The sequence below is a fragment of the Nostoc foliaceum FACHB-393 genome (genome assembly GCF_014698505.1).
Taxonomy (GTDB): Bacteria; Cyanobacteriota; Cyanobacteriia; order Cyanobacteriales; family Nostocaceae; genus Nostoc; species Nostoc foliaceum_A.
This window is the reverse complement of sequence record NZ_JACJTD010000013.1, coordinates 145,780-170,014: the sequence shown is the minus strand read 5'-3', so window position 1 is coordinate 170,014 and position 24,235 is coordinate 145,780. Positions and strand designations below refer to the sequence as shown.

Here is a 24,235-nt window from a genome sequence, read left to right as displayed (position 1 = left end):
AGGTTTCTGGGACGTATTTACCGCCAAATTTTCCAAATCTGCCCAAAGAATCTGGTTGAACGGTTGCAGTTTTGATGTCTTGTATGCTTACCACTGGTTAAAATCCTTTTATGTTCAAATATTTTTTACTTTCGTTCTAAAAAGTTAGAACTTATGCCACAACTGAAATTATCTTTGCGTTTTCCTTTCCCAGGTTTCGTAGGTATAGCCCAGTTCCCTGTGATTCAAAACGTCTATAGGGCGCACCAAATCGTCAGAGTCAAAATTTGGTAATAGGGATAGTAAATCTCCTAACGCCGTAGCTTTGGGGGTAGACATACCGCCGTCCCAAGGCCACATTAGGTCTTTAAGATTGTGTCCGTAAGGCTGACCATCAACAGGATAAAAATCACTACCTTTGTGACCGTTTTCTTGCCATTCAGCCCAGAGGCGGTCTGCGTTCGCATGATGCAACCAAAACACTGGGTCATAGGGCGAACTTGGTATATTACTCATGGTACCCAGACCCTTAAACGTTATCGGTCTCGTGCTTGCGTCTATCTGTACCCCACCGACTAAACCATGAATGTAGTTGTGTAGGAATCCTCCTGGGGTGACTTTACCCTGCTCATCTACAGAGATAAATCCTTCCAAAGCAGGGCGAAATAGAGAATAGTTATTAAGGCGGAGGGTACGCTCAATATCTTTTTTGGGCAAAGGGTAATCACTGGCAGGAGGTGCTTGTAGAAAGCGGACAAGTGATGTACCTAAAGATGTTCCGGTATCTGGGTCAATGTTTAATACTGGATTAATAACCCAGCCATTTGCAGCAGAAAAAGCCCCAGGCACAGGGCCGCCTGTAAAATTTCCCTGATTTGGAGTTTTGATGGTTACTCCTTGACCGTTAGAACCAAGAAAGTCATCGTTAAAAATCACATCAAGCGCTTTGGCATCTGTCCAATCCCAGTATGGGAGAGTAACAGTTCGGTCTACTGCTTGCAGAGCCTGTTCAAATCTGCGGATATATTCTCGATGCCAAGGGAAAAATGCAGCATTTTCATGAGCCAGTTCTTGAACAGAAGCATTGGAATGCCCTTTATGGTTATGAATTAGGCGTGTTGCCCCTATATGTATGGCAACGAATTGATCGTAAATACTGAGCTTGCTACCTGCGGGTATTACAGTTTTTAAGGTTTTGATAGCTTTGACAAAGGCTGTTTTCTCTGCTGGTGTCAGGTCAGTTACGTTCTTTCTTACAGCTAATTGAGCGTATTGCCCTTGAAGATTTTCATACCTATAGTTTTTGTCTTGTCCGTAGTCAATGCGATCGTGGGCGAAGACTGTAAGTGCACAGGCGCTAACTACAAGTAAGCTATAAATTAATATTTTGACAGATTTCAGCAGGAGTTTCATTATCTTAATCAAAGTAGGGGGGCAGAGGAGCAGGAGGGCAGAAAGAGAAATAATTGATACTAATTCCCTACTTTCTATTCCCCACTCCCTAAGTCTGCGGGTGAATTTATCTCACCTCTTGAAGAGATGGACTTTCGTGCCGACTTTCTGTAATTGCTGCTTTGAGTTCCCGACAGAGTTGTTCTACAGCTTGTAATCCTTCAGTTGGGCTACCTTCAGCTAAACGTTTGACGAAGGCGCTACCAACAATCACTGCATCTGCTCCCCATTCCATTACTTGATGTGCTTGTTCTGGCCCTGAGATGCCAAAACCAACGCCGATGGGTTTATCGGTGACGCTTCGCAAGTCGGTAATTAAATCTTTTACACGGTCTTGGATTTGAGCACGGATACCTGTAACGCCTGTGACGCTTACTAGATAGATAAAACCTTGAGATTGACGAGCGATCGCTAAAATCCTATCTAGAGAACTGGTGGGAGCTACGAGCAAAATTACCTCAATTCCAAAAGATGCGGCGGTTTGGATTAATTCTTCTGCTTCTTCTAAGGGTAAGTCTGGTACTACCAATCCTTGTACCCCAGCAGCGGCAATTTGCGCCAAAAATGACTTAATACCCCGGTGCAAAATCGGATTGTAGTAAGTAAATAGAATGATTGGCGCTTTTATGCTAGGAATTACTGTGTGCAACATCTCTAGCACTTGCTCTAATTTGGTGCCTTTTTGCAAAGCGCGGGTTGCTGCTGCTTGAATTACAGGCCCATCTGCGAGAGGATCGGAATAGGGAATGCCCAACTCGATGAAGTCTGCACCGTTGCGATCTAAGATACGTATTGCCTCGGCGGTGGTTTCTAAGTCAGGATCGCCTGCTGTGATAAACGGGATTAAAGCACACTGTTGGCCAGCCTCCTGCACAGGAGCTTTGCTAACGCCTAAAGTTTTAAAGGAATCGGAGATAGAAGTCATGCTGAAAAATAGTTAATGATTGGTTAATAGTTCTGGAATAATCAACACTCAGTAATTAGCGATATCCCCGCTAGATTTTTTGTCGTCGAGTCTTTGATACTCGTGAACGAGTCTTTTATCTCCGTGAACGAGTCTTTTAGCTCCGTTAGCGAGTCTTTGATACTCGTGAACGAGTCTTTTAGCTCCGTTAGCGAGTCTTTGATACTCGTGAACGAGTCTTTTATCTCCGTTAGCGAGTCTTTGATACTCGTGAACGAGTCTTTTATCTCCGTTAGCGAGTCTTTGATACTCGTGAACGAGTCTTTTAGCTCCGTTAGCGAGTCTTTGATACTCGTGAACGAGTCTTTTAGCTCCGTTAACGAGTCTTTGATACTCGTGAATGAGTATCAGAGCTTCATTTTTTAGGTTTACCTCAGCACTCAGTACTCAAAAGACTGCGTACAGCTTGTTCTATATCGCTTTGTTTAACTAAAGACTCTCCTACTAAAACCGCACGCGCACCAGCTTCAGCGACAAGAGATAAATCAGCAGGTGTATACAGTCCAGACTCGCTGACGACAGTGATATCCAAACTTTGTAATTGTTGTTGACGCTCTGCTAAGAGTTGCTGTGTTGTTCCTAAATCAAGGGTAAAATCTTCTAAATTGCGATTGTTGATTCCGACTAAATGTAAATCCTCAAGCTTTAGCACTCGATCCAGTTCAGCCAAGGTATGAACTTCTACTAGCGCAGTCATGCCCAAATCATGAATCACTCGCAAAAAGTCTTGGAGTTCTTGGTCTGATAAAATGGCGGCAATCAACAACACTGCATCTGCGCCTGCTGTCCGTGCTAAATAAATTTGATAGGGGTCAATGATAAACTCCTTGCACAGTAGGGGTAATGCAACTTGCTGACGCACAGCCCGCAGATTATCAAAACTGCCCTGAAAAAACTTATGATCAGTGAGGACTGATAGACAAGCTGCACCACCTCTTTCATAAGCTTGAGCGATCGCTACTGGATCAAAATCTGCGCGGATAATCCCACGGCTAGGTGATGCCTTTTTTACCTCGGCAATTAAGCTAGGTTGGTTGGAGTTTTCTTGCAAAGCAGTCAAGAAATTTCGCACAGTCGGGGCTGCATTTAACCGTTGTCGCAAGGAAGATAAAGGCATTTCTTGCTGCATTTGTGCAACTTCTTGCCTTTTATGCAACACAATGTCTTCAAGAATATGGCGGGAAGTGGTAACTTGGTTAGTCATATCTTTTATTGAGCAGGGGGAGCAGGGAGCAGGGAGCAGGGAGCAGGGAGCAGGGGAAAAGAGTTTTCCCCTTTGCCCCCCGCACCCCGCCCCTCTGCCTCTTTTCAATGACCAATGACTAATGACTCTTTGGTTGTGTATGCACGCACCACATTTTTAATGATTTCCAGACCGACTTCTCCCGCTAGAGTCATGATTGATTCTGGATGAAACTGAACGGCGGCGATGGGAAGTGTCTGATGTTCAATGCCCATAATTACGTCGTCATCAGAAATCGCTGTTACTTTGAGTTCTTTTGGCAAATATTGCGGTAGGGCAAACAATGAATGGTATCTACCCACTGGAAAAGATTGTGGTAAATTCTTGAAGGTCACAGAATTAGAATCAGTGACAAAAATTCGTGAGGATTTACCATGTTGGGGATAGTTGAGAACTCCCAATTGTCCATCAAAAGCTTCGACAATGCCTTGCAGTCCCAGACAAACTCCGAAAATCGGAATTTTGCGATGAAGAAGGGCGCCGACTGTCTGGGGAACCCGAAAATCACTTGGTCTACCAGGGCCAGGAGATAAAACAACTAAGTCAGGGCGTTCTGTATCGAATAGCGATTCCGAGAAACCATGACGCAGTGTGGTGACGCTTGCACCAGTTTGGCGAATGTAATTGGCTAAGGTATGAACAAATGAGTCTTCATAGTCTATTAGTAAGATGCGTTTGCCAGTTGCCGCACTTGGGAGGATTTTAGTTGATTTTATGGAACTGGATTCATCAATTTTCTGACTCGTTTGCTTAACACGGCGAATTGTTTCAAATAAAGCAGCAGCTTTGGTGATTGTTTCTTGTTCTTCTGCTTGGGGTATGGAGTCATAAAGGACTGTAGCACCAACTCGTACTTCGGCGATGCAGTCTTTTAATCGGATTGTCCGCAGAATTAATCCAGTATTTAAATTGCCATTGAAATTTAAATAGCCGACTGCTCCACCATACCAACGGCGGGCGCTACGTTCATGCTGTTCGATAAAATCTATTGCGGCTTTTTTGGGTGCGCCGGTGACTGTAACTGCCCATGTATGCGAAAGAAAGGCATCTAAGGCATCAAATTGCGATCGCAGTGTCCCTTCAACATGATCTACTGTATGAATTAAATGGCTGTATAATTCAATTTGGCGACGACCAATCACTTGTACTGAACCAGGTTCGCAGATTCGGGATTTGTCATTGCGATCGACATCAGTACACATGGTCAACTCAGCTTCATCTTTGTGGGAGTTGAGTAACTGACGAATTTGCACCGCATCGTCAAGAGCATCTTGTCCCCGGCTAATAGTGCCACTAATTGGACAAGTTTCTACCCGTCTACCTTCAACCCGCACAAACATTTCGGGAGATGCACCAATCAAATATTCTCCACCTAAATTAAAAATAAATCCATAAGGGCTAGGATTTATTTCCTTTAAGGTGTTAAATAGTTTACTGGGTTGGTCTTCATAGCTTTCAAAAAAGTTTTGACTAGGAACCACTTCAAATAAATCGCCTCGGCGGAAATAATCGAGCGCACCCTCAACTTTTTTGGCATACTCGCCTACTTTATGGTCAGCAGTTTGATTTGGGAGAAGATGTTTTCCACGATAGTCTACAGACTCACCTGTTCGAGGAAGATTATTAGTGCTGCCATGAACTGTTTCAAATTCATATTCTAGACGAAATGCGCGTTGCTGATAGTAGTCAACAACTATCAATTCATCAGGCAGATAAAGCACTAAATCCCGCTGATCCTTAGGACGTTCTAGGCATTGGTTAATTGGTTCAAACTGAAAAACTAAGTCATAACCAAATGCACCATACAATCCTAAATGCTCGTCTTCTTGACTAGAAAAAGTATATAGAATTTCACGAATAACAGTAAACGCTGAAGGTTGTTTACTGCGTTCTTCTTCAGCAAATAGTTTTTTTGCAGGTTTAATAAAGCCGACAATATACTTCTCATCTTGGCTAATTTTCTCAAGTTGTTCTGACTGAGATAGCTGCTCTAATAGTAATGGTAAAAGAACTTCACCGCGTTCATTCAACGCTATCAAAGTAAAAGCATTTCCCTGTGTAGTCAATTCCAATGGTGGATTGACAAATCCGATCGCCCATCTCTTATATCTGCCTGGATATTCATAGCTGCTCCTTAGCAAACCTCCACGCTGAGAATTTAAGCGAAACAGAATATCTTCCAGGGCAATGTCCATCTTCACTTCGGTGATGGAGCGAGAAACACTTACACCGCCAGAGGTTTTGTAGGAACGGGAATCAAAAATCATGGGGAATTTCTCTGAAATATTTATTAGTCAAGAGCCATTAATCATTATTGATAACTATCTTCAAATTAAAAACAAATTTAGATAACTTTATGTCAAGTTAGTTCAAATTATCTAAATCTGTAGACTCGTTTATAAAGATGTAATGAAAAACTTTTCGCTTCTTATTTAAGAATACTAGATATCAAGCAAATAATACATTGAATAATTTTTCGATTAGGTGTCAATTTATTCGCTTTTTATACTGCTTTTTTAGTACATTTTCTGACAATACTGTTTGCAATTCTTCGCCTCCCTCAAAGGTAGTAGATAATCTCACAAGTTAGTAGTGAAAAATTGTCTCGCATCAAATCTACCCTGCGGGAAGGCGTACCCCTACGGGGAAGCAAGCTACGCGTAGCGTCTCCAAGAGTTGCGCCTATGCATTTAAAACTCGCGCAACAGCGATATTGCTTGCCTGTACAATAACAAATCCACCTTGTGAACTTCAATTGCTTTTCCAATGCGTTGTAAAAGCGTTAAAGTCAATTCTCCACCCAAGTGTTCGCGGAACTCGGTTAAACCCCGGAACAGACAATCAGGATGTTCCGGTTGTGATAACTTCTCAGCTAGTTCTGGCACATACAACGTAAAACCCAACGCTGATAAAGTATTTAATATCTGTTGCCACTCTGAACAATCAAGCAATCCTAATAAATAAGAATAGGTGCTATCCAAAGCAATACCGATCGCAACTGCTTCGCCATGACGCAAGCGATAATTTGTCAAATGCTCTAGTTTATGAGCCGCCCAATGTCCAAAATCCAGGGGACGAGACGAACCCATTTCAAAAGGATCGCCGCTATTGGCAATATGTTCTAAATGCAACTGGGCGCAACGATAGATAACCTGTTGCATAGTATCCATGTCTCGCCGCGCCAGGGCTGCGCTGTGAGAGTGGATAAAATCAAAAAAGTTAGCATCCTTAATTAGCGCCACTTTGACGGCTTCTGCAATCCCAGAACGCCAATCGCGATCGTCTAGAGTTGTCAAAAAGGCAGAATCATTTATAACAGCATAAGGTGGCGCAAATGTGCCGAGAAAGTTCTTTTTACCAAAGGCGTTGATGCCGTTTTTTACGCCAACCCCAGAATCATTTTGTGCTAACACTGTCGTCGGAATCCGAATTAGGCGAATTCCCCGGTGAGCAGTTGCAGCAGCATATCCTACCAAATCCAATACAGCCCCGCCCCCGATCGCTAATATGTAGGAGTGGCGACATAATCCGGCTGCTTCAATCTGCTGCTGGATTTGCTCTACTAAAGTGCGATCGTTTTTGGCAGCTTCTCCTCCTGAAATTATCATCGGTTCAGCTGCGATCGCTAGTATCTCTGCATAAAACTTGGTATACGCTACTAATTGCTTCACCAATTCCGGTTGATGCTGCAATATTCCTGCGTCTACTATCGCTACAACTTTCTTCGGCTTTGTCTCCCCATCCCCTGAAATCACTTGGGCTAAGGTAGGGTTTTTCAACTCAAATAAATTTTGGGTGAAGTAAACTTCATAGTTGAAAGTAACCGAAACACGCTGATGAATTGGTTGCAGACTGAATCTACTTTTTTGCTTAATGTCAACTACCATATTTTTGCTGATATATCTATAAGTGCGGCACGATTAAAAGCTTGAAGGAACATTTCTACCGAATGAGAACCATTTATCTTGACTTTATTATTGATGATGAAGAATGGCACACTATTGATACCATGCGGCCGAGCAAATATTGATTCAGCCACAAAGGCTTTAACCGCAGCATCATCACTCAATTGTAGTCGTAGTTCCCTAGAATCCATTTGGTAATATCTACCTATGGCAACAAGAACATCAATATCTCCGATGTTCAAACCGTCTTCAAAGTAAGCTTTATAAATGGCTTCTACGACATCGTTTTTTACCTTTGCGGGTGCAAGTGCAATCAGACGGTGCGAAAGCTTAGTATTGACAGCCAAACGGATTTTTTCAAAATCTAGCTTGACTCCAGCCGCCTCACCTGCATATTGCGTAGAATCAAACAGATATTGTAATTCTTCCGCTTTTAGTCCTTTTCTATTTAGCATAAAACTGCGAAATTCGTACCCGTCAGCAGGAACAGTATTATCGAGAATAAAAGGATGCCAGTGGATATCTACTTCTTTTTCTGGCCATTGTGCTAGTGCATCAAATAAATGCTTTTTTCCTATTCTGCACCAGGGGCAAACGGGATCGTGAAAAATGTCTATTAGCATAGTTTTTGTTCTTCAAAGGCTAATATTTATGTGCATCTGTGGTTTAAAATCTCGTTGGACTGTTGTATTTAAAGGTTGTAGAAAAGTGTTAATTTTTTGTTCAAAAAATCTTTGAGTATTTTCAAATTCTTGAATTAATGCGTCTCTATCTTTCCCCACTACCAGTTTTGCCAATCGGCTGTAAGTATTGGCTAAAAAGCTAATCGCATCACACCTTTCTTCTGTAGCTAGCATAATATCCACACATAAGTTAGAATTTTGAGAAAACAAACGTTTAACAATGTCAATTTCTTGACGGTAGTTAGGAGTTGACATTGTTAAACTCTGCTCTATATCCACTCTTGCTTGTGCTAAGAAAACGCCCAAGCTAAATCTACAGAAATGCTGCGTTGCTTGAATAATTACCATCATTTGATCATGTTCTTCAGGCGTGCAAACAATTAACTCTCCCCCTTTACTTTTGATTAAATCTAATAGCCATTGAAATGAATTATCATTTCTGCCTGGACATACCACCACCTTTTGTCCCAAAAACGATTTGATATTTGGCCCAAACATTGGATGTAAACCCATGACTGGGCCGGAATGGTATTCAAGCATTGCTTGAGTTGGCTGAGTTTTGATACTCGTTATGTCACACAAAGCTGTATTTGGGGTAAGGTACTTAGCTGCACGCTTGATAACATCAACTGTATGTTCAATAGGAACGCTGACTAATACTAATTCTGCTTGACTTAATAGTTGGTCTGCATACTCCCAATCTTCATGTTCGAGAATGCTAACATTGTGACCTACTAGCGAAAGCTGCTCTTTAAATAATCTTCCCATCCTGCCGCGTCCACCGATGATGGTAACTTGTCGGGGACTGACATGATTTATTGCAGATTTAGGAATTAGACTGACATGACAACTATTTATTACACCTGCCCAAACCGACTCAGGAATACCAGCTTGAGCGAGTAGGGGAGCGACATCAGCCAGTTGTTCATCTAAAGAAGGTTGTTCTGATGCTGCTAATAATGATATGCGATCGCTCAGTAGGGCGATTAAGCTTTCGTCGGTTTTTTTAAGCTGATCAGAATAAGAGGATTTCAAAGGCATTTTTCTTCCAATTTTCAAATATCAACAAGTGATTCCTTAGAACTCAATTCGGGCAAGATATCCAAAGTTGTTGCTTCTTTGGCAATTACATCAGAAAATAGTTCTTCATACCGATCTAGCGCTTGCTCAAAGGAATAATTTTCTACCGCAAACTTTCTTCCTTTGCGTCCTAATTGTGCTGCTAATTCCGGCTGATTATATAAATCCAACACCGCCGCAGCCAAAGCATCTGCTGACTCTGGCGCAACGATAATGCCGCCACCACTTTCTTTGATAGCTTTGGCAGCAGTACCAGCGGCGGGAACTGAACCGACAATTGGGCGACCACTGGCTAACAGCAGTGGTATTTTAGAAGGCATGTTGAAGGAAATTACATTGCTTTTTTGGACAATTAACCCGACATCTGCGGCTGCTAACATTTGCGGTAGTTTTTCTCGCGGTTGCAACGGTAGCAGCAAAACGTTATCTGCGCCACAAGCAAGACAATGTTTTTGCAACCTTTCGAGAGCTTGAGATTCACCTGCGATCGCAAAGACAATATCATTGATATGACGCAACCGCGATGCTGCTTCTATTACTGTCTCCAAACCTTGCGTCAGAGCAATATTACCTGAATAAAGCACTACAAATTTACCATCGAGTTGATGGGTAGCTCTCCAGGAGTTATTCTCCTTCGGTAAAGGGCGGATAAAATTTAGATTTACCCAATTTGGAATGCAGGCAATTTTATTAGCAGGTACACCTTTATTTATTAAATTATCTACAAAACCATCGGCAATCACGCTAATGGTATGTGCAGTTCGGTAGGCAAATTTTTCTAAAGCTTCCAGAGCTTGAATCATCAACTTATTTTTAATCAGCCCAACACGCACGGCAGCTTCAGGAAGGATATCTTGCACATTCAGCACTACTGGGCAGTTGTATAGCCAACCTATTAAGATTGCAGGTAAACAAACTAGTAACGGCGGCACTGTTAAAAGAATTACATCAGGTCGCTCACCCTTGAGCGCTTGTGGCAAACTTGTAAAAACAAAGCTCAACTCTAGCAGTAGTCTATCTATAAGGTTAGGTTTAGACTTAATCCGCAGGTAACTACGCTGAATGGTCACACCATTTTTTTGTTCAGTAACGTATAACTTACCTCGATACCCGTCGTAAATCTGACGCTGAGGATAGTTAGGCATACCTGTTATTACCCGCACTTGGTGCCCTCGCTTCACCAGCCCTTCTGCTAGTTCAGTCATCAAAGGTGCAATACCAATTGGTTCTGGATGATAGTTGTATGAATAAATCAGAATTTGCATGAACTCTTAATGTCCTGAAAGCACCTTGATCATGTTGGCTTTATTGTGTTATCCAGTTTTTATATCCCTAGTTCCGGATTTAATAACCTGAAATTTTTATAGGGTGTATTACCGCCGAGAGTACGCCACCGAGTTTATTGAGATGGTGCGCTAGCCAAGGGCATAACGCACCCTAAGAAACTTTTTAATTACGAATTAGGAATTATTTTGCAGTTCCTTCTGTAAACCGAAGACCGACTGTTGTTGCCCACGTTTTCGCAATGTGATAGTAGCAGCCCCAAGTCCAAGCAATGCTAAACCTAATGCTGAATTAGGTTCCGGCACTTGCTTTCTGCCCTCTATGTTTAGCACTTGGACACGACCTTGGAAGAAATCGCCCACATACAGCTTGTCATCTTTGAGGGTTGTACCACCCGTCCAGTTAAATCTGCCGGGAGTGAGGTCGAGGGGGTCGCCAAAAGGAGGACCAGTTAATGCTGGAGGCGGTACAAGGTTACCTGATGCATCGAGGGCTGGTTGACCGAAGGAAGTCAAGAAGTTACCGTTTTTATCGAATACCTGTACGCGGCTATTGATAGAATCAGCTACATAAATATTCTCTTGGTCGTCCACTTCGATGCCAATTGGCTGAAGAAGCTGTCCAGGTCCGCTACCTGCTGAACCAAATGCCAACAGAGGATTACCATTTGGATCGAGTACTTGAACGCGGTTGTTATACTGGTCAGCTACAAAGATATTTCCACTAACTGGGGAAATTCTTACACCTGCGACACCTTGGAATTGCCCAGGTGCAGTGCCCACACTGCCACCAATGACACCAATTGGCTGTCCGTCTGGTGTGAATTTAAGGATTCTTTCGCCGTTAAAATCACCTACGTAAACGTTGCCAGTTTTGTCAAATGTTAGACCAGATGGTCCAAAGAAAATCCTATCATTTACGCGAGGGGTAAAATCTCCGTTTGCAAAGGATCTAATAAAGTTACCCTGAGGATCGAATTGATTGATGCGGTTGTTGTAAACATCACCTGAATACAGATCCCCTGTTACGGGATTAAAGTCTACAGTTGTTGGCTCGTCAAACTGCCCAGGTCCTGTGCCGCCGGAGCCAATTGCTCCAATATACTGACCGGTTGGACTAAATTTTTCAATTTTGTTACCGAGGTTGTAGTTAGGAGTACCATCCGGGTTAACACCGCGTCCGTTAGCTATGAGGGTATTCCCTTGGCTATCCACTGCTATCCCTTGGGGTACAAACAGTTCTCCAGGGCCGAAGCCGGGGCTACCAATACTTCTGTCGTAAGTTAATGTTACAGCCTTGGCTTGGGCCGCTGTTGCCAACACGGTGAATCCGGTACCGAGAATAGCAAGTGACAAATTTTTGACTAATCCCATGAGTTTGAAGTCCTGGTTGTATGAGTTATACTCTTTCCTAGACTAATTTCGTTCCCAGTCCCAGTTTGGGAACCCTAAAATTCGGGCTGCTGCCTCTTGTTTGAAATGCAACTTTCTGTGTGAGGCAGCAGCCTATTCTGTAACCATGACCTGACTGACTGAGCCAGGTAATGAGGAGGAATTAGACTGTCTCTGCTTTGGCTAGCAACTCTTCACCCAACTTTTCTTGACGTTTGCGCTTGCCGATCGCAGCAGTTGCACCTACACTACCAAGTGCTAATAAGCCAAATATTGAAGTAGGTTCGGGGACTCTTTCTCTAACGACACCATCTACCCGAACAACCGACCCAAGTTCTGGGCCAACACCGCGCTTGGTGATGTATATATTTCCGTCAGGGCCAATATCGATTCCAGCAGACGATTCCAGCCCTTCACCGGCAGCAACCAGCGTTGTGCGAGTCAAATCTGGAGCAACTTGGATCAAAGAACCGGGAAGGAACCGCAAGTCACCCTGTAATTGAGACTCGTCGCCGAACTGCAAGACTAGTAAATTTCCTTGTTCATCAAAGGTTAAGTCAGTGATTTGTGTAAACCCATCCAGAAAAACCTCTGGGTTGCCATCTTCGCCGATGCGGAAGATCCGCGATTCACCTTCTGGATATGGAAAACCTGAATATTCAGCAACGTACAAGGCTCCATCGGGGCCAATTGTGCCACCTGTCGGTACTGATTGAATTGCGATGTTTCCTCCTGGAAGTACCTCTACTAACCCTGGAGGTAGTTCTTGTCCTGGTGGAAGGGGTGGTAATGTTGAGGCACTAAGGACTTTCTTGGGAATTGCAATTGCCTCAGACTCACTTCCGTCAAGTTTGATTTTGTAGGCGGTGTTTCCACCCCCATCAACCACATAAGCAGTATCACCACTAACGGTCAAATCAAAGGGATTGGTAACTACATCCCCACCGTCTGGGTTATTAGTAATTTCATACTTGCCGAAGTCGAAAATGCTGTCCAGTTTCCCAGTATCCAAGTCAACTTTGAAAAGTTGTGCTAAAAGCGGGGTATTTAGTACTTTATCTGGTGTGGATGGCGGGAAAGTAACAAGTTGCTGCTCTGGGATAGGGAAATTAGCACCAAGGTTAAGTGATTCTAGATCACGATTTCCTGGATAACCAGCAAACCCAGTTAGAAGATAAGCATTCCCCTGAGAGTCGAATTGTACGTCTTGAATACCAGCGCCTTGGTTGCCACTAGGTTGTTCTGCTATAGATTGAAAGTTAGTGAGGATGCGCTGTGGCTCACCACCTGGTGTAACTTTGACCAGGGAACCACTATTACCAGCACAGATAGGCTGAAACAGCGTACTCGGAGATGGTTGGCAATTTCCGTTACCTCCGATACCTGGCTCTGCTACGTAAAGTGTTCCGTCAGGGCCAAAGCTAACACCCCGTGCATTACTAATTCCATCGACAATTGTCGTTAGTGTTGCAGCTTGTACAGATGGTGTTCCACAAATAGCAGCAAAACAAAATGTTACAGATGTAAGAACAAATGACTTGAGTTTCATACCTTTAGACATTGAAAATTAAATAATTTGTTTGTGGAAACTTTTATCAAGGAAGGGGTCAACGCTCTCTTCTTGTGCAACCAAGCAATGCCTAAAACGCCGATCGCAAATACGCCTAAAGCAGAATCGGGTTCAGGGACGGATTTGGTATTCTCAATTCTGAGAACTTGTCCTTGTCCTGGGCGATCGCCTCGGTTTGTGACGTATACTGCACCGTCAGAACCAATTGTGAGGGCGCTAGGCGACTCTAATCCATTGCCACTCAGAAGAGTTGTGCGTGTCCCATCGGTAGCTATTTTGATTACAGAACCATCAAAATTACCCTTCCAGGCTGACTGATTTGCGTACTGCAAAGCATACAAATTGCCCTCAGTATCAAATTCCAAGTCTGTGAGTTGAGTAAAACCATCGGCGAAGACTGTTGGTAAGCCATCAGCGCCAACTCGATAGATTTTTGCCCCACCTTCAGGGAAGGGAAAACCTGTAAATTGGCTGACATAATAAGCACCATCAAGCCCTTTTGCCACACTTGAGGGGACTGCTTGAGCTGCAAACTGCGATTGAGGTGGTTCACCTTGAGATGGCACCTGTGACGGTTCAGTGGGTGGAGTGCCTGAAGGTGGAAAGACTGGATTAGTCAATATGTCTTGGGGAAACGCAACTATCGCCTGCACATCATTGTTTTCAGTATTAACACTTAGTAATGTGTTTGCACCTGCATCAACCGCAACTAAATTATTGCCATCTATTACAAAACCCAAGGGATTGCTACTGACATCACCACCATCGGGATTGTTGGCGAGTTCATAGTTAGCTATATCAGCAACACTCGTCCAGGAATTGGTATTAAAGTCTGGAGCGATGATTTTACCGAGGTCAGTGTAACCTAAATTGCGATCGCGAAAGACTGGATTAGCCCCATACCCAATCAGAACATAAGGTTTACCTTTAGCATCAAATTGAATATCACGAGGGCCACCGGCTCCAGTACCATTTGGTAATGCTAAGGAAGGAAGTCCTGTAAGTATCCGCTCGGTCTTACCATTCTCAATTTTGGTAACTGCGCCACTTTTGCCATAGCATAAAGCATCGCCTTGACCACTTGCTGGTGGAACACAAGCTCCACTTCCCCCTATTCCCGCCTCTGTAACATAGAGATTACCATCAGGGCCAAAGCTCAGACCACCGGCATTATATAGACCATCAGCGATTACCGAAAATGAAGCAGCTGAGGCAGCTTTCATTCCAGAAAAAGCAGTAACACAAAAGGTGAGGCAAGTAATAGTAAGTTGTTTGAGTTTCATGGTATGTCCTTTGTCATTTGTCCATTGCCTATTGTCCTTTGTTAGTTGACTAATAATCAATGACCAATGACTAATGACTAATGACTAGTGACTAGTGGTTCTTGATTTTTTGGCAAATAGCTCATTCCCCGATCAAATGATTTGAGATTGCCAGCTTTGGCTTCGAGCAAACGTTTGATGTTCATGCTCTCAGCCCCAAAGTCTTCAATCTGAAGTTTGCCGTGGGTGACAGTTCCATCTGTTTTCCAGAATGTGATTCTATGCAAGATAAAACCAGAAGCTTCGGGATCAGCAAAAGCGTAAGCGGTTGGGATAAGTAACGCTACAGAACGCTGATAATATTCGTAGTCTGGATAAAAGTGTTCTTGTTCAAGCAAGTAGTATTTACTTAGACTATGAACTCGCACAGAAACTTTTACTTTCTGGTCATATTCATCTTTGAATTCACCTGATTCAGAAGTAATATCACCATTTGGTCGCAGTAAATGTGCCCACTCATCTATGTTTTGTAAATCCTTTAAGTATTCAATGCCGATTTCAATAGGGGCATCAACATAAATGGTGTCAGTATCGATAAAGTGCCGTCCTTTTGCTGCTGCGGTAAGACCAGCCTTCCGTTCCAAGTTACCTTTGAGAGAACGACATTCGGAAGTGTGGACTGTATGAATTCCCTGCATAATCATCTGAGTCTGCCGTTTCGGATCGACAAAGCTCAACCAGTGAAAGTACACACCTTTTTCATCTGTCCCCGGCTCAATGTAGTCGGTAGGAAACAGCAAAACAGGGTAAACCTGAAAATATTTCTGATACTCTAAACCGCAGTGCCACTCAATGCCGTAGAAAAGCGGGTTTTCTAGTTTTTTAACGTGATAATAGAGATTTTTGTGATAACCGGATGCAGTTCCGAGCCAGGTATCTTCGTCAATTTGCTCTTTCATCCGGCTATAAAGCGTCCATTCGTCTAAGTTCTTTAAACTACAAAGGTAGTTAAAGGCGCTCTCTGGTGAAGTAGCAATGTAAGCTGATGTTGCAAAGGTATTTTTTTCCACTTTTTACTCCTTAAGTTAATAACAATTAAGCTGCGATCGCTTTGGTCTTGCTTCGTTTCCCATTCTGAATCCGGTCTTCTGCTAATCGTTTGGCAGCATCGTTGGTAGTAACTTCCTGCTGTTTAGCAATATCAAAAATTGCTAGTAGGGTGTCATAAATGTTATGCACTTGCTTGAAAGCTTTTTCTTCGTCATAGCCAATCATTTCGTTGTAAACATTGATTAGCCCTCCGGCATTAATTACATAATCAGGGCTGTAAAGAATTCCTTTTTTTGTAAGCATTTGGCTATGGAGTTGCTCATTCTCCAATTGATTATTAGCTGCACCAGCAATAATAGAAGCTTGTAGAAAAGGAATTGTATGACTATTAAGAATTCCTCCTAAAGCACAAGGAGAAAATATATCTACATCAAGAGCGTAAATTTCGGTTGGCTCTACAACAGTTGCGCCAAAAAGCCGTTTTGCTTCTTCCGTTTTGGCTGGATCTACATCGCTAACAAAAAGCTTGACATCATGCTCGTGTAAGTGACGGCAGAGGTTTTTACCTACATTTCCTAAGCCTTGAACTGCAACTTTCATGCCATCAAGTCTTTTGCTCTGCCAACGAGACTCTACAGCAGCTTTAATTCCGAGAAAAACTCCTAATGATGTTATGGGAGCAGGCCCACCAGATTTTTCTGATACCCCAACAACATGTTTAGTTTCTTGACTGATTGTGCGTACATCGTCAGGAGTAATATTAACATCTTGTCCGGTAATAAAACGTCCATTCAGGCTATCAACAAAACGTCCATAAGCTCTCAACAGATCATCTGTTTTATTTTCAGGATTAGCAATAATGACTGCCTTTCCGCCACCAGCCGGAATGTTTGCACAGGCAGCTTTATAGGTCATCCCTCGACTCAAACGAAGCGCATCTTTTAAAGCAGCTTCTTCGTTGACATAAGGCAAGATTCTTGTAGCTCCCATCGCTGGGCCCAATGTCGTGTCATGGATAGCAATAATTGCCTTAATTTCGGGATTTTTCCCATGACAAAAGAGAACTTGTTCGTGACCCATTTCTCTAACAGTTTCAAATAGCAGCATCTTGACCTCTCGATATTGTTTGGGATTGGTTAGAGAAAGTAATTAACATTACAAACTGTAAAGTTATAGACACAAAACTACTCTCGAATATTAAGATTAGATGGAGTTAAGAAAAGACTTAGGCTTCAAAAGTAAAAAGTTTGAAATTCCAGTTTTTTGGGTGTAGTTTTTAACTGGAATAAAGTTTTTATCGCTTCTAAATCATCCTTGATCTTTTACTGAATTGACTAATCCAAACTGCGTTGCAAATTCCGCTTTCTTGGAGTGTCTTAGTGTCTATAACAATTGAATGAGATTGCCAGCTTTTAAAATCAAACCATTGGAAATGAAACTTGCTTGGCTGAATTTTGAGCCGGACTTGATTTAACTCCTTGTGCAGCCAAACTTTTATTCCGTCCACCAGAGGGTGCTGGTCGATCAGCGTCAATCACTACATCAATGAGAAAGGGAACATTTGATGCGATCGCTTGTTCTAATGCTGCTTCGATATCTGATTCTCTGACGACTACGATCGCTTCTGCTCCCATACCACGAGCAATCATGGCGAAGTTTGTGGGTGGAAGTGTTGCATCTGCGCCCTTTAATCCCAAGATTTTCATCCCTTGATGGCACATGTTGTAACGCGCATCGTTGAGTACAATCCAGATGGCGGGAATTTTATATTTCACGGCTGTGCTGATTTCGTTATTCATCAGCATTGCTCCATCGCCGACAATCCCTACAGCCTTGCTATTGCTTGCTAGCGCTGCACCCAATACTCCTGTGACGGCGTGACCCATTGCGCCGACTCCGGTGCTGACTCGGTAACGATTGGCTTCGGAAAATTGGAGTAGATGAGTTGACCAAGTAAACGAGTTACCGCACTCTGCCATTATTACCGCATCGGTATCTTCAACAATTATCTTTTGAATTGCTGCCATCAATACTTCTGGCCGCACTGGATAATCTACGTCTGAAGCAGGTTCAATCGCTTTGTGTTCTGGACGAGGTAGCGGCAAAGTTGTGGAATCAGGTGCATCTGGTAATTGCTGCAACAACTCTTCCACAAAAGCTTTGATGTCAGACCGAACTCCGAAAGTTTCAACGTGTTGATAGGCTACACCTGGCACTTCCGGGTCAATATCTACATGGACAAAACCTCCTTTTGGAACTAGCGCCGAACTCCAGAAGGAAGTCGGTTCACCAAGGCGGGTTCCTAATACGAGTGTGCGTAGTGGAGGTTGCTGTTCCATATAAGTTAAGACGGAAGCATGACCACCTAAACCTGTAACACCGACAAACTGGGGATGATCTTCAGGGAAGATACCTTTACCACGAGGTGAACACATGACGGCTGCTCCGGTTTTTTCAGCGAGTTCAAGGATTTCCTCTGCTGCGTCACGCGCACCGAAACCAACCCAGATAGCAAAGGGGCCAGATGATAATAACTCTACAGATTTTGCGATCGCTTCTTTTGAAGCAGTCATCGGAAACGGAGTAACATCTAGTTGAGGCAAGGATATATTCTCAACTAAACTTGTCTGCACTGCGGTGGGAATACTCAAATGGGCAACAAATCCGCCTGGTTGCGCCATAGCCAAAGCCAATTTGCGGAAAATCTGCGGTAGTTGAGCCGCAGATTCAATGGTGATTGCATAGTTGAATAACGCTCCTGGGGTAAAAATTCCCCCACTGGGCAATGTGTAAGTGCTGGTTTCTTGAATTGCCCAACGTCCACGCTGCGGTGCTGAGGTGCAAGCCGACAGCAAAATCACTTTTGCACCTTCACCACGAGCCGCAAATAATCCGGTGAGAGCGTTAGTGATCCCCGGCCCTGCTGTGGTAAAAACGACAGCAGGACGACTATTGGCAAAGTAAGCTTCGGTTGCTGCAAATGCTGCTCCGGCTTCATGGCGGAAGTTCAATACCTCGATGCTGCTATTGGATAGCGCACCCCAAAGGCTGGCCATTGCGCCACCTGCGACACCAAAAGCGTAGTTTACTCCCAAATTTACCAACATTTGAGCGATCGCATCGGCAACTGAGAGCGTTGGGGGTGTTTCGTCATTTAAAAAAGGCTGAATTCCCCCGTTATTCTCCGATTCATCAAGCTGACGCGAAACGTCAGACACAGATTCTACATATCTGTTTGCTGGAAATTCCCTGTATGGCTCAGTGGTGATTAGAGGAGAGTTTGAACCAGTATAGTTTTGACTCATTGTTTCACGTAATTACATAAAGTTATACAAAAGCTTTCAGTTTACAATCACAGCAATCGCAATATTTTATACGGGCGACTCTGTTGCTTTTACAGCTATGACCTAGCCTGGTCGATTGTAGAAACGGTTAATCGCTGCTGATTGATGCTTGTGAGCGCACTACCAAAAATTTTTACCAAAAGCATACAGCAATCAAGACTGTGCTTCTTGTGACCAGAATAAAGGAGATGAAGATGGTTGTGCAATCAAAAATCCTTTGATGGGGGTGTCAAATTTTTCGCTTTTACTGTGATGATTACAGTGCTTAAGTAGGTTGGTAGGGAAAACTAAATCATCTAAAAGTATACAAATGAGTAACTAAAGCTTAATACAAGGACTTCTCATAAACTTTACAAAACTTAATTTAGTTAACTTTAATAATGCTGATTTACTTATTGAGCTACCTGGAGAGGTTCTTAACTTGTGATGATTACTATGATAAAAAGGTATCTGCAATGAAAAATATTTTGATGAAGGTGTCAATTCTTTCGCTTGTATCGTGATTGCGATATTTCTAATTTAGTCATTCTGAAAGATTGGTATGCTGCGATCGCTGGTAAGACAAATCGCCAAATTTACAATAGAAAATCTTTTGATCTGATTGTCAATTCTTTTGCTTTTCTTGCAAGTGGCTTTCCATGAGCGGGTGGCTGTTTTCTCTTTGATATGCTTTGCGTAGCAAGCTTTAAGAGTAGGACTTACGCATTGAAAACCTGAAACCTAGACCGCCAAACCCACGCCACTTGCTACAACGGGGAGGGAACTCCAAAAGCTCCCTATATTAATGAGATGGGATCATCTTTAGTGAGTAAGTAGGACGAGTGATTTAGCGTTACCCTGAAGGAGTCAACAGTCTAAAAAAAAGCTTGATTATTGATTCTTGACTCTTAAACTCGCCGTCACAAATTATCTAAATTAAAGCATCAGCTAAACTACAGACAAACTACAACTCTTTGGCGGTCTTTATATTGCCACCAAAAACTGATTGAGTCAATTATTTGTAACGATAAAGACATAGTTAGTTCAAAATTTTATCTTTCCTTTGAGAGATGACGAAAGACTAAGTACGTAATTGTTTAACAAAATTTATTGTTTTTGACGCATAATTTAATTATATTTACGTATATTTTCTGAATCAATGTTCTAGATGGGTCAAAGCTTCATAGTTTTGTACTTAAATCAACCGTGGTACTTATAATAAAAATGTATTTCTTAGGACGGATGACTAAGCATATTCATCTATAGTTAAATCCCTGAGAGAGTAGGTTAAGATAAATTAAGAAAATAAATTGATGAGTAAAATTTATTCATTTAAGTCAAGCCCAGCACTGAAAATTAATTTATGTTGAGAATCAAACGACTCTACACCAGTAGTTCGCCAAAGCCCTTGCTTAGAAAAAGGCTAAAGGAGAAAATTTTTTCTCCTTTAACCTTTCCCAGTAGAAGCTTGGCAATTTTAGGTTGGTGAACTATTACTTTGCTCTGGTGCAGAGCTAGTTTAAATGTAAAATATCTTTTCTACTTATAGTTAAGAGTTTTGAACTCTTATCTAATAAGATTGATTGACTAATTTGGATTTGATTAGTCTAAATTTCGTGTAGCTATAAAAAGCTGCTTAAGTCAATAATAAATAAATTTTAAATATTTAGTTTTTTTAGGAAAATCTGGTTTAATAATTTGCTCTTTATTGGTATGATAATTTTTGTTAACTTGATTAGTAATATTTTTTAATTTACTAACTAATTTTATTTTTCAAACAGCCAAACAGTGCGCCAAAGATTTTAGTAAGTTATGACTATTAACTCATTAATGGCTATGGTGATGATTGATTACCAGGAGGAATTATGAATATGAATTCTGGCGATTATACATTAGCTACATCAAACAATCAATGGGCGCTACAACCTGAAGTAGAGATGAAATTTGCTCACTTCCTCATAAATCACGCTGTAGATGCTGCCTTCTGCTTAGGATCAAACGCGCAGTTTCTCTACGTCAACGATGCCACTTGCCGAATGACTGAGTATTCCCGTGAGGAATTACTTTCCATGAGGCTGCATGATATAGACGTAGATTTTTCTCTACACAATTGGTCAGATATTAGCTCACAAGATTCCCTTACTTTTAAATCTCGCTACCGGACAAAAGGAGGCAGGATATTTCTGGTAGAAATATCCATTAGCTATGTAAAACAACAAGATATGGAATTTGGCTGTGCCTTTGCTCGTGAAATAAGTGATCAAATAGTAGAATTGAGCGTGCAAAAGTGGACTGATGAATTAAGGGATGCCAAAGATAATTTACAACAGGAATTTTCTCAACTCAAGGCAAAAGAAGTAGAACTAGAAAAATCTCTTTCTTTACTTCGTTCTACTCTCGAATCCACTGCCATTGGTATTGTTGCAGTTAACTTTGAGGGAGATATTCTGAGCTTGAATCAGAAGTTTATGGATATGTGGCAGATCCCAGAGTCCCTAATCTTATCTAAGAAATGCCCTCGATGCAAAGCCTTTTTTGAGAACCAACTTAAAGACCCACAAGCCTTTAGTCGGCTGATTTGGGAAGTGTCTAGCCAATCTGATTTCGAGAGCTACGACATTCTGGAGTTGAAAGATGGGAGAGTTTTTGCACACTACTCTAAGCCTCACTTGTTGGAAGGCACAATTATTGGTAGAGTCTGGAGTATTTGGGACATTACTGAATCTAAACAGACTGAAGAAGCATTACGGCTGAACGCAGCTAGATTTCGGACTTTAGCAGAAACGACAGATGCCAGCACTTTTCTGATTCAAGGCACGCGGCTTTGCTACATAAATCCAGCAGTAGAGCAACTGACTGGCTACACAAAAGAGGAACTGCTAACTGGCTTTGATCTTCGCCGACTGATTAAGAGCAAAAAACGCAGACAGATACGTAAGCAGAGTGAAGCAGCTAAGTTTGAATACCAAGAAATGAATATTCTGACAAAAAACGGCACGGAGCGCTGGCTAGCTTGCGCTGTTGTAATGCTGGATGGAGTAATGGATTTTGGTGGAAAACCAGTAGAAATGATTGCAGGCATTGATATTACCGATTACAAATATGCAGAATTAGGTCTTAACCAAGCTTTAGAACAAGCAAAACAACTTAGCGAACTTAGAGCACGTTTTCTTTCTATGGTTTGCCATCAATTCCGTACTCCGCTGAATATTGTTTCATTTTCTAATAGTTTACTAAAGGAAGAAGTAGACAAACGTACACAGAAGAAAATCCAACCACTACTGGATCACATTGAAAAAGCTACTGAACAACTCAGTCAAATGCTAGATGATATTTTGTTCTTCTCTAAGGCAGAAGCAGCAAAAATAAACTGTGAGCCAAAACCATTTGAGTTAGTTGAGTTCTGTAAAGATTTAATTGCACAAATGCAGATGAGCGTTAGGCAAATATCGATTAATTTTGTAAGTGAAGATAACTCCTTAATAGCCTGTATAGATAAAAAACTGTTGGAGCCGATTTTGAAGAATTTGCTCGATAATGCAATAAAGTATTCTCCCTCCCACATTGCAATTGATTTAAAACTTTTTTGCAAAAATGAGAAAGTAGTTTTTCAAGTCAAAGATAGGGGGATCGGTATTTCGGTACTAGATCAACAACGAATATTTGAGCCATTTTACCGTGGTAATAATATTGATAGTATCCCTGGTACTGGACTAGGACTATCAATTCTTAAAACCCTTGTAGATTTACATCACGGTCAAGTCTCTGTAGAAAGCCAAGTTGATGTGGGCACTACGTTTACTGTGATGTTGCCATTAATCAAATCAGAGTTTAGTAGTTCCGAGTTATGAATGTTGATATGAAGATAGTTATTAATTAATAGCTCAACAATCATAACTCTCGGAACGAAGTAATGAATCTCCTGACTATTTACAGACTCACCAAAGAGTCTAGTAAGCAGCTTCTACAAAAAGTTATGGTAAGACAAAATGATGCACGAATCGTCAAAGAAAATTCTCGTCATTGAAGATGATAACGTTACCCGCAATCTTTACTTAAAGGGTCTTGAGGCTAAAGGTTTTGCTACGATAGGTGCTAACAATGGTCTTGCTGGTATCCAACAAGCACAAGAGCGTATACCCGACTTAGTAATTTGCGATATCACGATGCCAGATATGGATGGTTATAGCGTTTTAACTACGTTACGCCAAGATCCCCTGACAGCAATTATTCCCTTCATTTTTCTGACTGGCAGTAGTACCAAAGCAGATGTTCGCAAAGCTATGGAATTAGGAGCAGATGACTATCTTACCAAACCCTCTACACTAGACGAATTGCTCAGAGCGATCGCTACTCGCTTGCAAAAGCAAGCTATTCTCCAATACTGGTGCACTATGAAATTCGATAAAGCTCCAAAATCAGTATTTGCAGATAATACTACTAATACTACCGCGATCGCTGGAGGTGTTGCCGTTGCTATTGAAAAAACCTCTGGTACAGAAGCCCCTGATAGAGAAGCCAACATTCCTTCTAAGTCAATCTTTCCCTGCATTCCCCAATTAAAAGAAGTTTTCGACTTTATCGAAGCCCATTATCATCAAGGAATTACTTTGTGTGATGTGGCTCTTGCTGTTGGTTACTCACCTGCTTACTTAACTAACCGAGTAGCAAGGCAGACAGGAGAGACTGTAAACTGCTGGATTGTCAAACGCCGGATGGAGGGCGCTCGTTTTTTACTCCAAAATAATAATCAGACAGTTGAGAAGATAGCGAAAGCATTGGGCTATCAAGATGTTTCTCACTTCTCCCGCCAATTTCGTCAACATCATGGTTTACCTCCCCAAGCTTGGCGCAAAGAGCATCAGCTTGGATCGCAAAAACAGGTAAAACTCTGGTGAAAGTAGATTTACAGCAATTTTCATGTAAACTACGACTGATATTATGTCCGCTTAATTAGTTATTATTCAGGGCATCTATGCAAAAATCTTAAAACTCTCTTTCCCCCTGCTCCCTGCCCCCAGCGAGAAATGCGGTCTTAATGATAAGTCT

At 42.0% G+C, this 24,235-nt stretch carries 16 protein-coding genes; 2 read left to right on the top strand and 14 right to left on the bottom strand.

Annotated elements, in window-relative coordinates; translation table 11 throughout:
• Positions 1–168: 168 nt before the first annotated feature.
• From H6G92_RS13625 to scyA, 14 genes are all read right to left on the bottom strand, one after another.
• Positions 169–1,392, bottom strand: coding sequence for a tyrosinase family protein (locus H6G92_RS13625; protein ID WP_190894208.1), 1,224 nt, complete (start codon positions 1,390–1,392; stop codon positions 169–171).
• Positions 1,393–1,498: 106 nt separating this feature from the next.
• Positions 1,499–2,356 carry a tryptophan synthase subunit alpha gene (gene trpA / locus H6G92_RS13620; protein ID WP_190894207.1) on the bottom strand — a complete coding sequence of 286 codons (858 nt, stop codon included), beginning with the start codon at positions 2,354–2,356 and terminating at the stop codon, positions 1,499–1,501.
• A gap of 412 nt (positions 2,357–2,768) precedes the next feature.
• Complete coding sequence (gene trpC / locus H6G92_RS13615) at positions 2,769–3,599, bottom strand: indole-3-glycerol phosphate synthase TrpC (RefSeq protein WP_190894206.1); 831 nt, start codon at positions 3,597–3,599, stop codon at positions 2,769–2,771.
• Between the two features lie 104 nt (positions 3,600–3,703).
• The gene (locus tag H6G92_RS13610) at positions 3,704–5,905 is read right to left on the bottom strand and encodes an anthranilate synthase (RefSeq protein WP_190894205.1); all 2,202 of its coding nucleotides are present in this window, start codon (positions 5,903–5,905) and stop codon (positions 3,704–3,706) included.
• Positions 5,906–6,328: 423 nt separating this feature from the next.
• The gene (locus H6G92_RS13605) at positions 6,329–7,525 is read right to left on the bottom strand and encodes a 3-dehydroquinate synthase (protein ID WP_190894204.1); all 1,197 of its coding nucleotides are present in this window, start codon (positions 7,523–7,525) and stop codon (positions 6,329–6,331) included.
• Entirely contained in the window at positions 7,519–8,166 is a 648-nt protein-coding gene (locus H6G92_RS13600) for a DsbA family oxidoreductase (protein WP_190894203.1), read from the bottom strand. Before H6G92_RS13600 ends, H6G92_RS13605 begins: the two co-directional genes overlap by 7 nt.
• A gap of 12 nt (positions 8,167–8,178) precedes the next feature.
• Entirely contained in the window at positions 8,179–9,267 is a 1,089-nt protein-coding gene (tyrA, locus tag H6G92_RS13595; RefSeq protein WP_190894202.1) for a bifunctional chorismate mutase/prephenate dehydrogenase, read from the bottom strand.
• 14 nt (positions 9,268–9,281) lie between these two features.
• Positions 9,282–10,571 (bottom strand): glycosyltransferase family 4 protein, encoded by a 1,290-nt coding sequence (locus H6G92_RS13590; protein ID WP_190894201.1) that lies wholly within the window; start codon positions 10,569–10,571, stop codon positions 9,282–9,284.
• Between the two features lie 195 nt (positions 10,572–10,766).
• Complete coding sequence (gene scyF, locus H6G92_RS13585; protein ID WP_190894200.1) at positions 10,767–11,963, bottom strand: scytonemin biosynthesis PEP-CTERM protein ScyF; 1,197 nt, start codon at positions 11,961–11,963, stop codon at positions 10,767–10,769.
• A gap of 181 nt (positions 11,964–12,144) precedes the next feature.
• A complete protein-coding gene (locus H6G92_RS13580) occupies positions 12,145–13,542 on the bottom strand; it encodes a ScyD/ScyE family protein (RefSeq protein ID WP_190894199.1) in 1,398 nt (465 codons plus the stop codon).
• Positions 13,527–14,834, bottom strand: a complete 1,308-nt coding sequence (locus H6G92_RS13575) for a ScyD/ScyE family protein (RefSeq protein WP_190894198.1) — start codon at positions 14,832–14,834, stop codon at positions 13,527–13,529. The genes H6G92_RS13580 and H6G92_RS13575 overlap by 16 nt, the downstream gene beginning before the upstream one ends.
• Before the next feature lie 77 nt (positions 14,835–14,911).
• On the bottom strand, positions 14,912–15,883 hold the full coding sequence (gene scyC, locus H6G92_RS13570; protein WP_190894197.1) for a scytonemin biosynthesis cyclase/decarboxylase ScyC: 972 nt from the start codon (positions 15,881–15,883) through the stop codon (positions 14,912–14,914).
• A gap of 25 nt (positions 15,884–15,908) precedes the next feature.
• On the bottom strand, positions 15,909–16,970 hold the full coding sequence (gene scyB, locus H6G92_RS13565) for a tryptophan dehydrogenase ScyB (RefSeq protein ID WP_190894196.1): 1,062 nt from the start codon (positions 16,968–16,970) through the stop codon (positions 15,909–15,911).
• Positions 16,971–17,281: 311 nt separating this feature from the next.
• A complete protein-coding gene (gene scyA, locus H6G92_RS13560) occupies positions 17,282–19,168 on the bottom strand; it encodes a scytonemin biosynthesis protein ScyA (RefSeq protein WP_190894195.1) in 1,887 nt (628 codons plus the stop codon).
• A 1,889-nt stretch (positions 19,169–21,057) separates the two neighbouring features.
• On the opposite strand from scyA, the gene H6G92_RS13555 reads away from it, so the two are divergent.
• Positions 21,058–23,037: a scytonemin biosynthesis sensor histidine kinase gene (locus H6G92_RS13555; RefSeq protein WP_190894215.1), complete on the top strand. Its 1,980-nt coding sequence runs from the start codon at positions 21,058–21,060 to the stop codon at positions 23,035–23,037.
• Positions 23,038–23,175: 138 nt separating this feature from the next.
• The gene (locus H6G92_RS13550) at positions 23,176–24,084 is read left to right on the top strand and encodes a response regulator transcription factor (RefSeq protein WP_190894194.1); all 909 of its coding nucleotides are present in this window, start codon (positions 23,176–23,178) and stop codon (positions 24,082–24,084) included.
• The last annotated feature ends 151 nt before the right edge of the window (positions 24,085–24,235 follow it).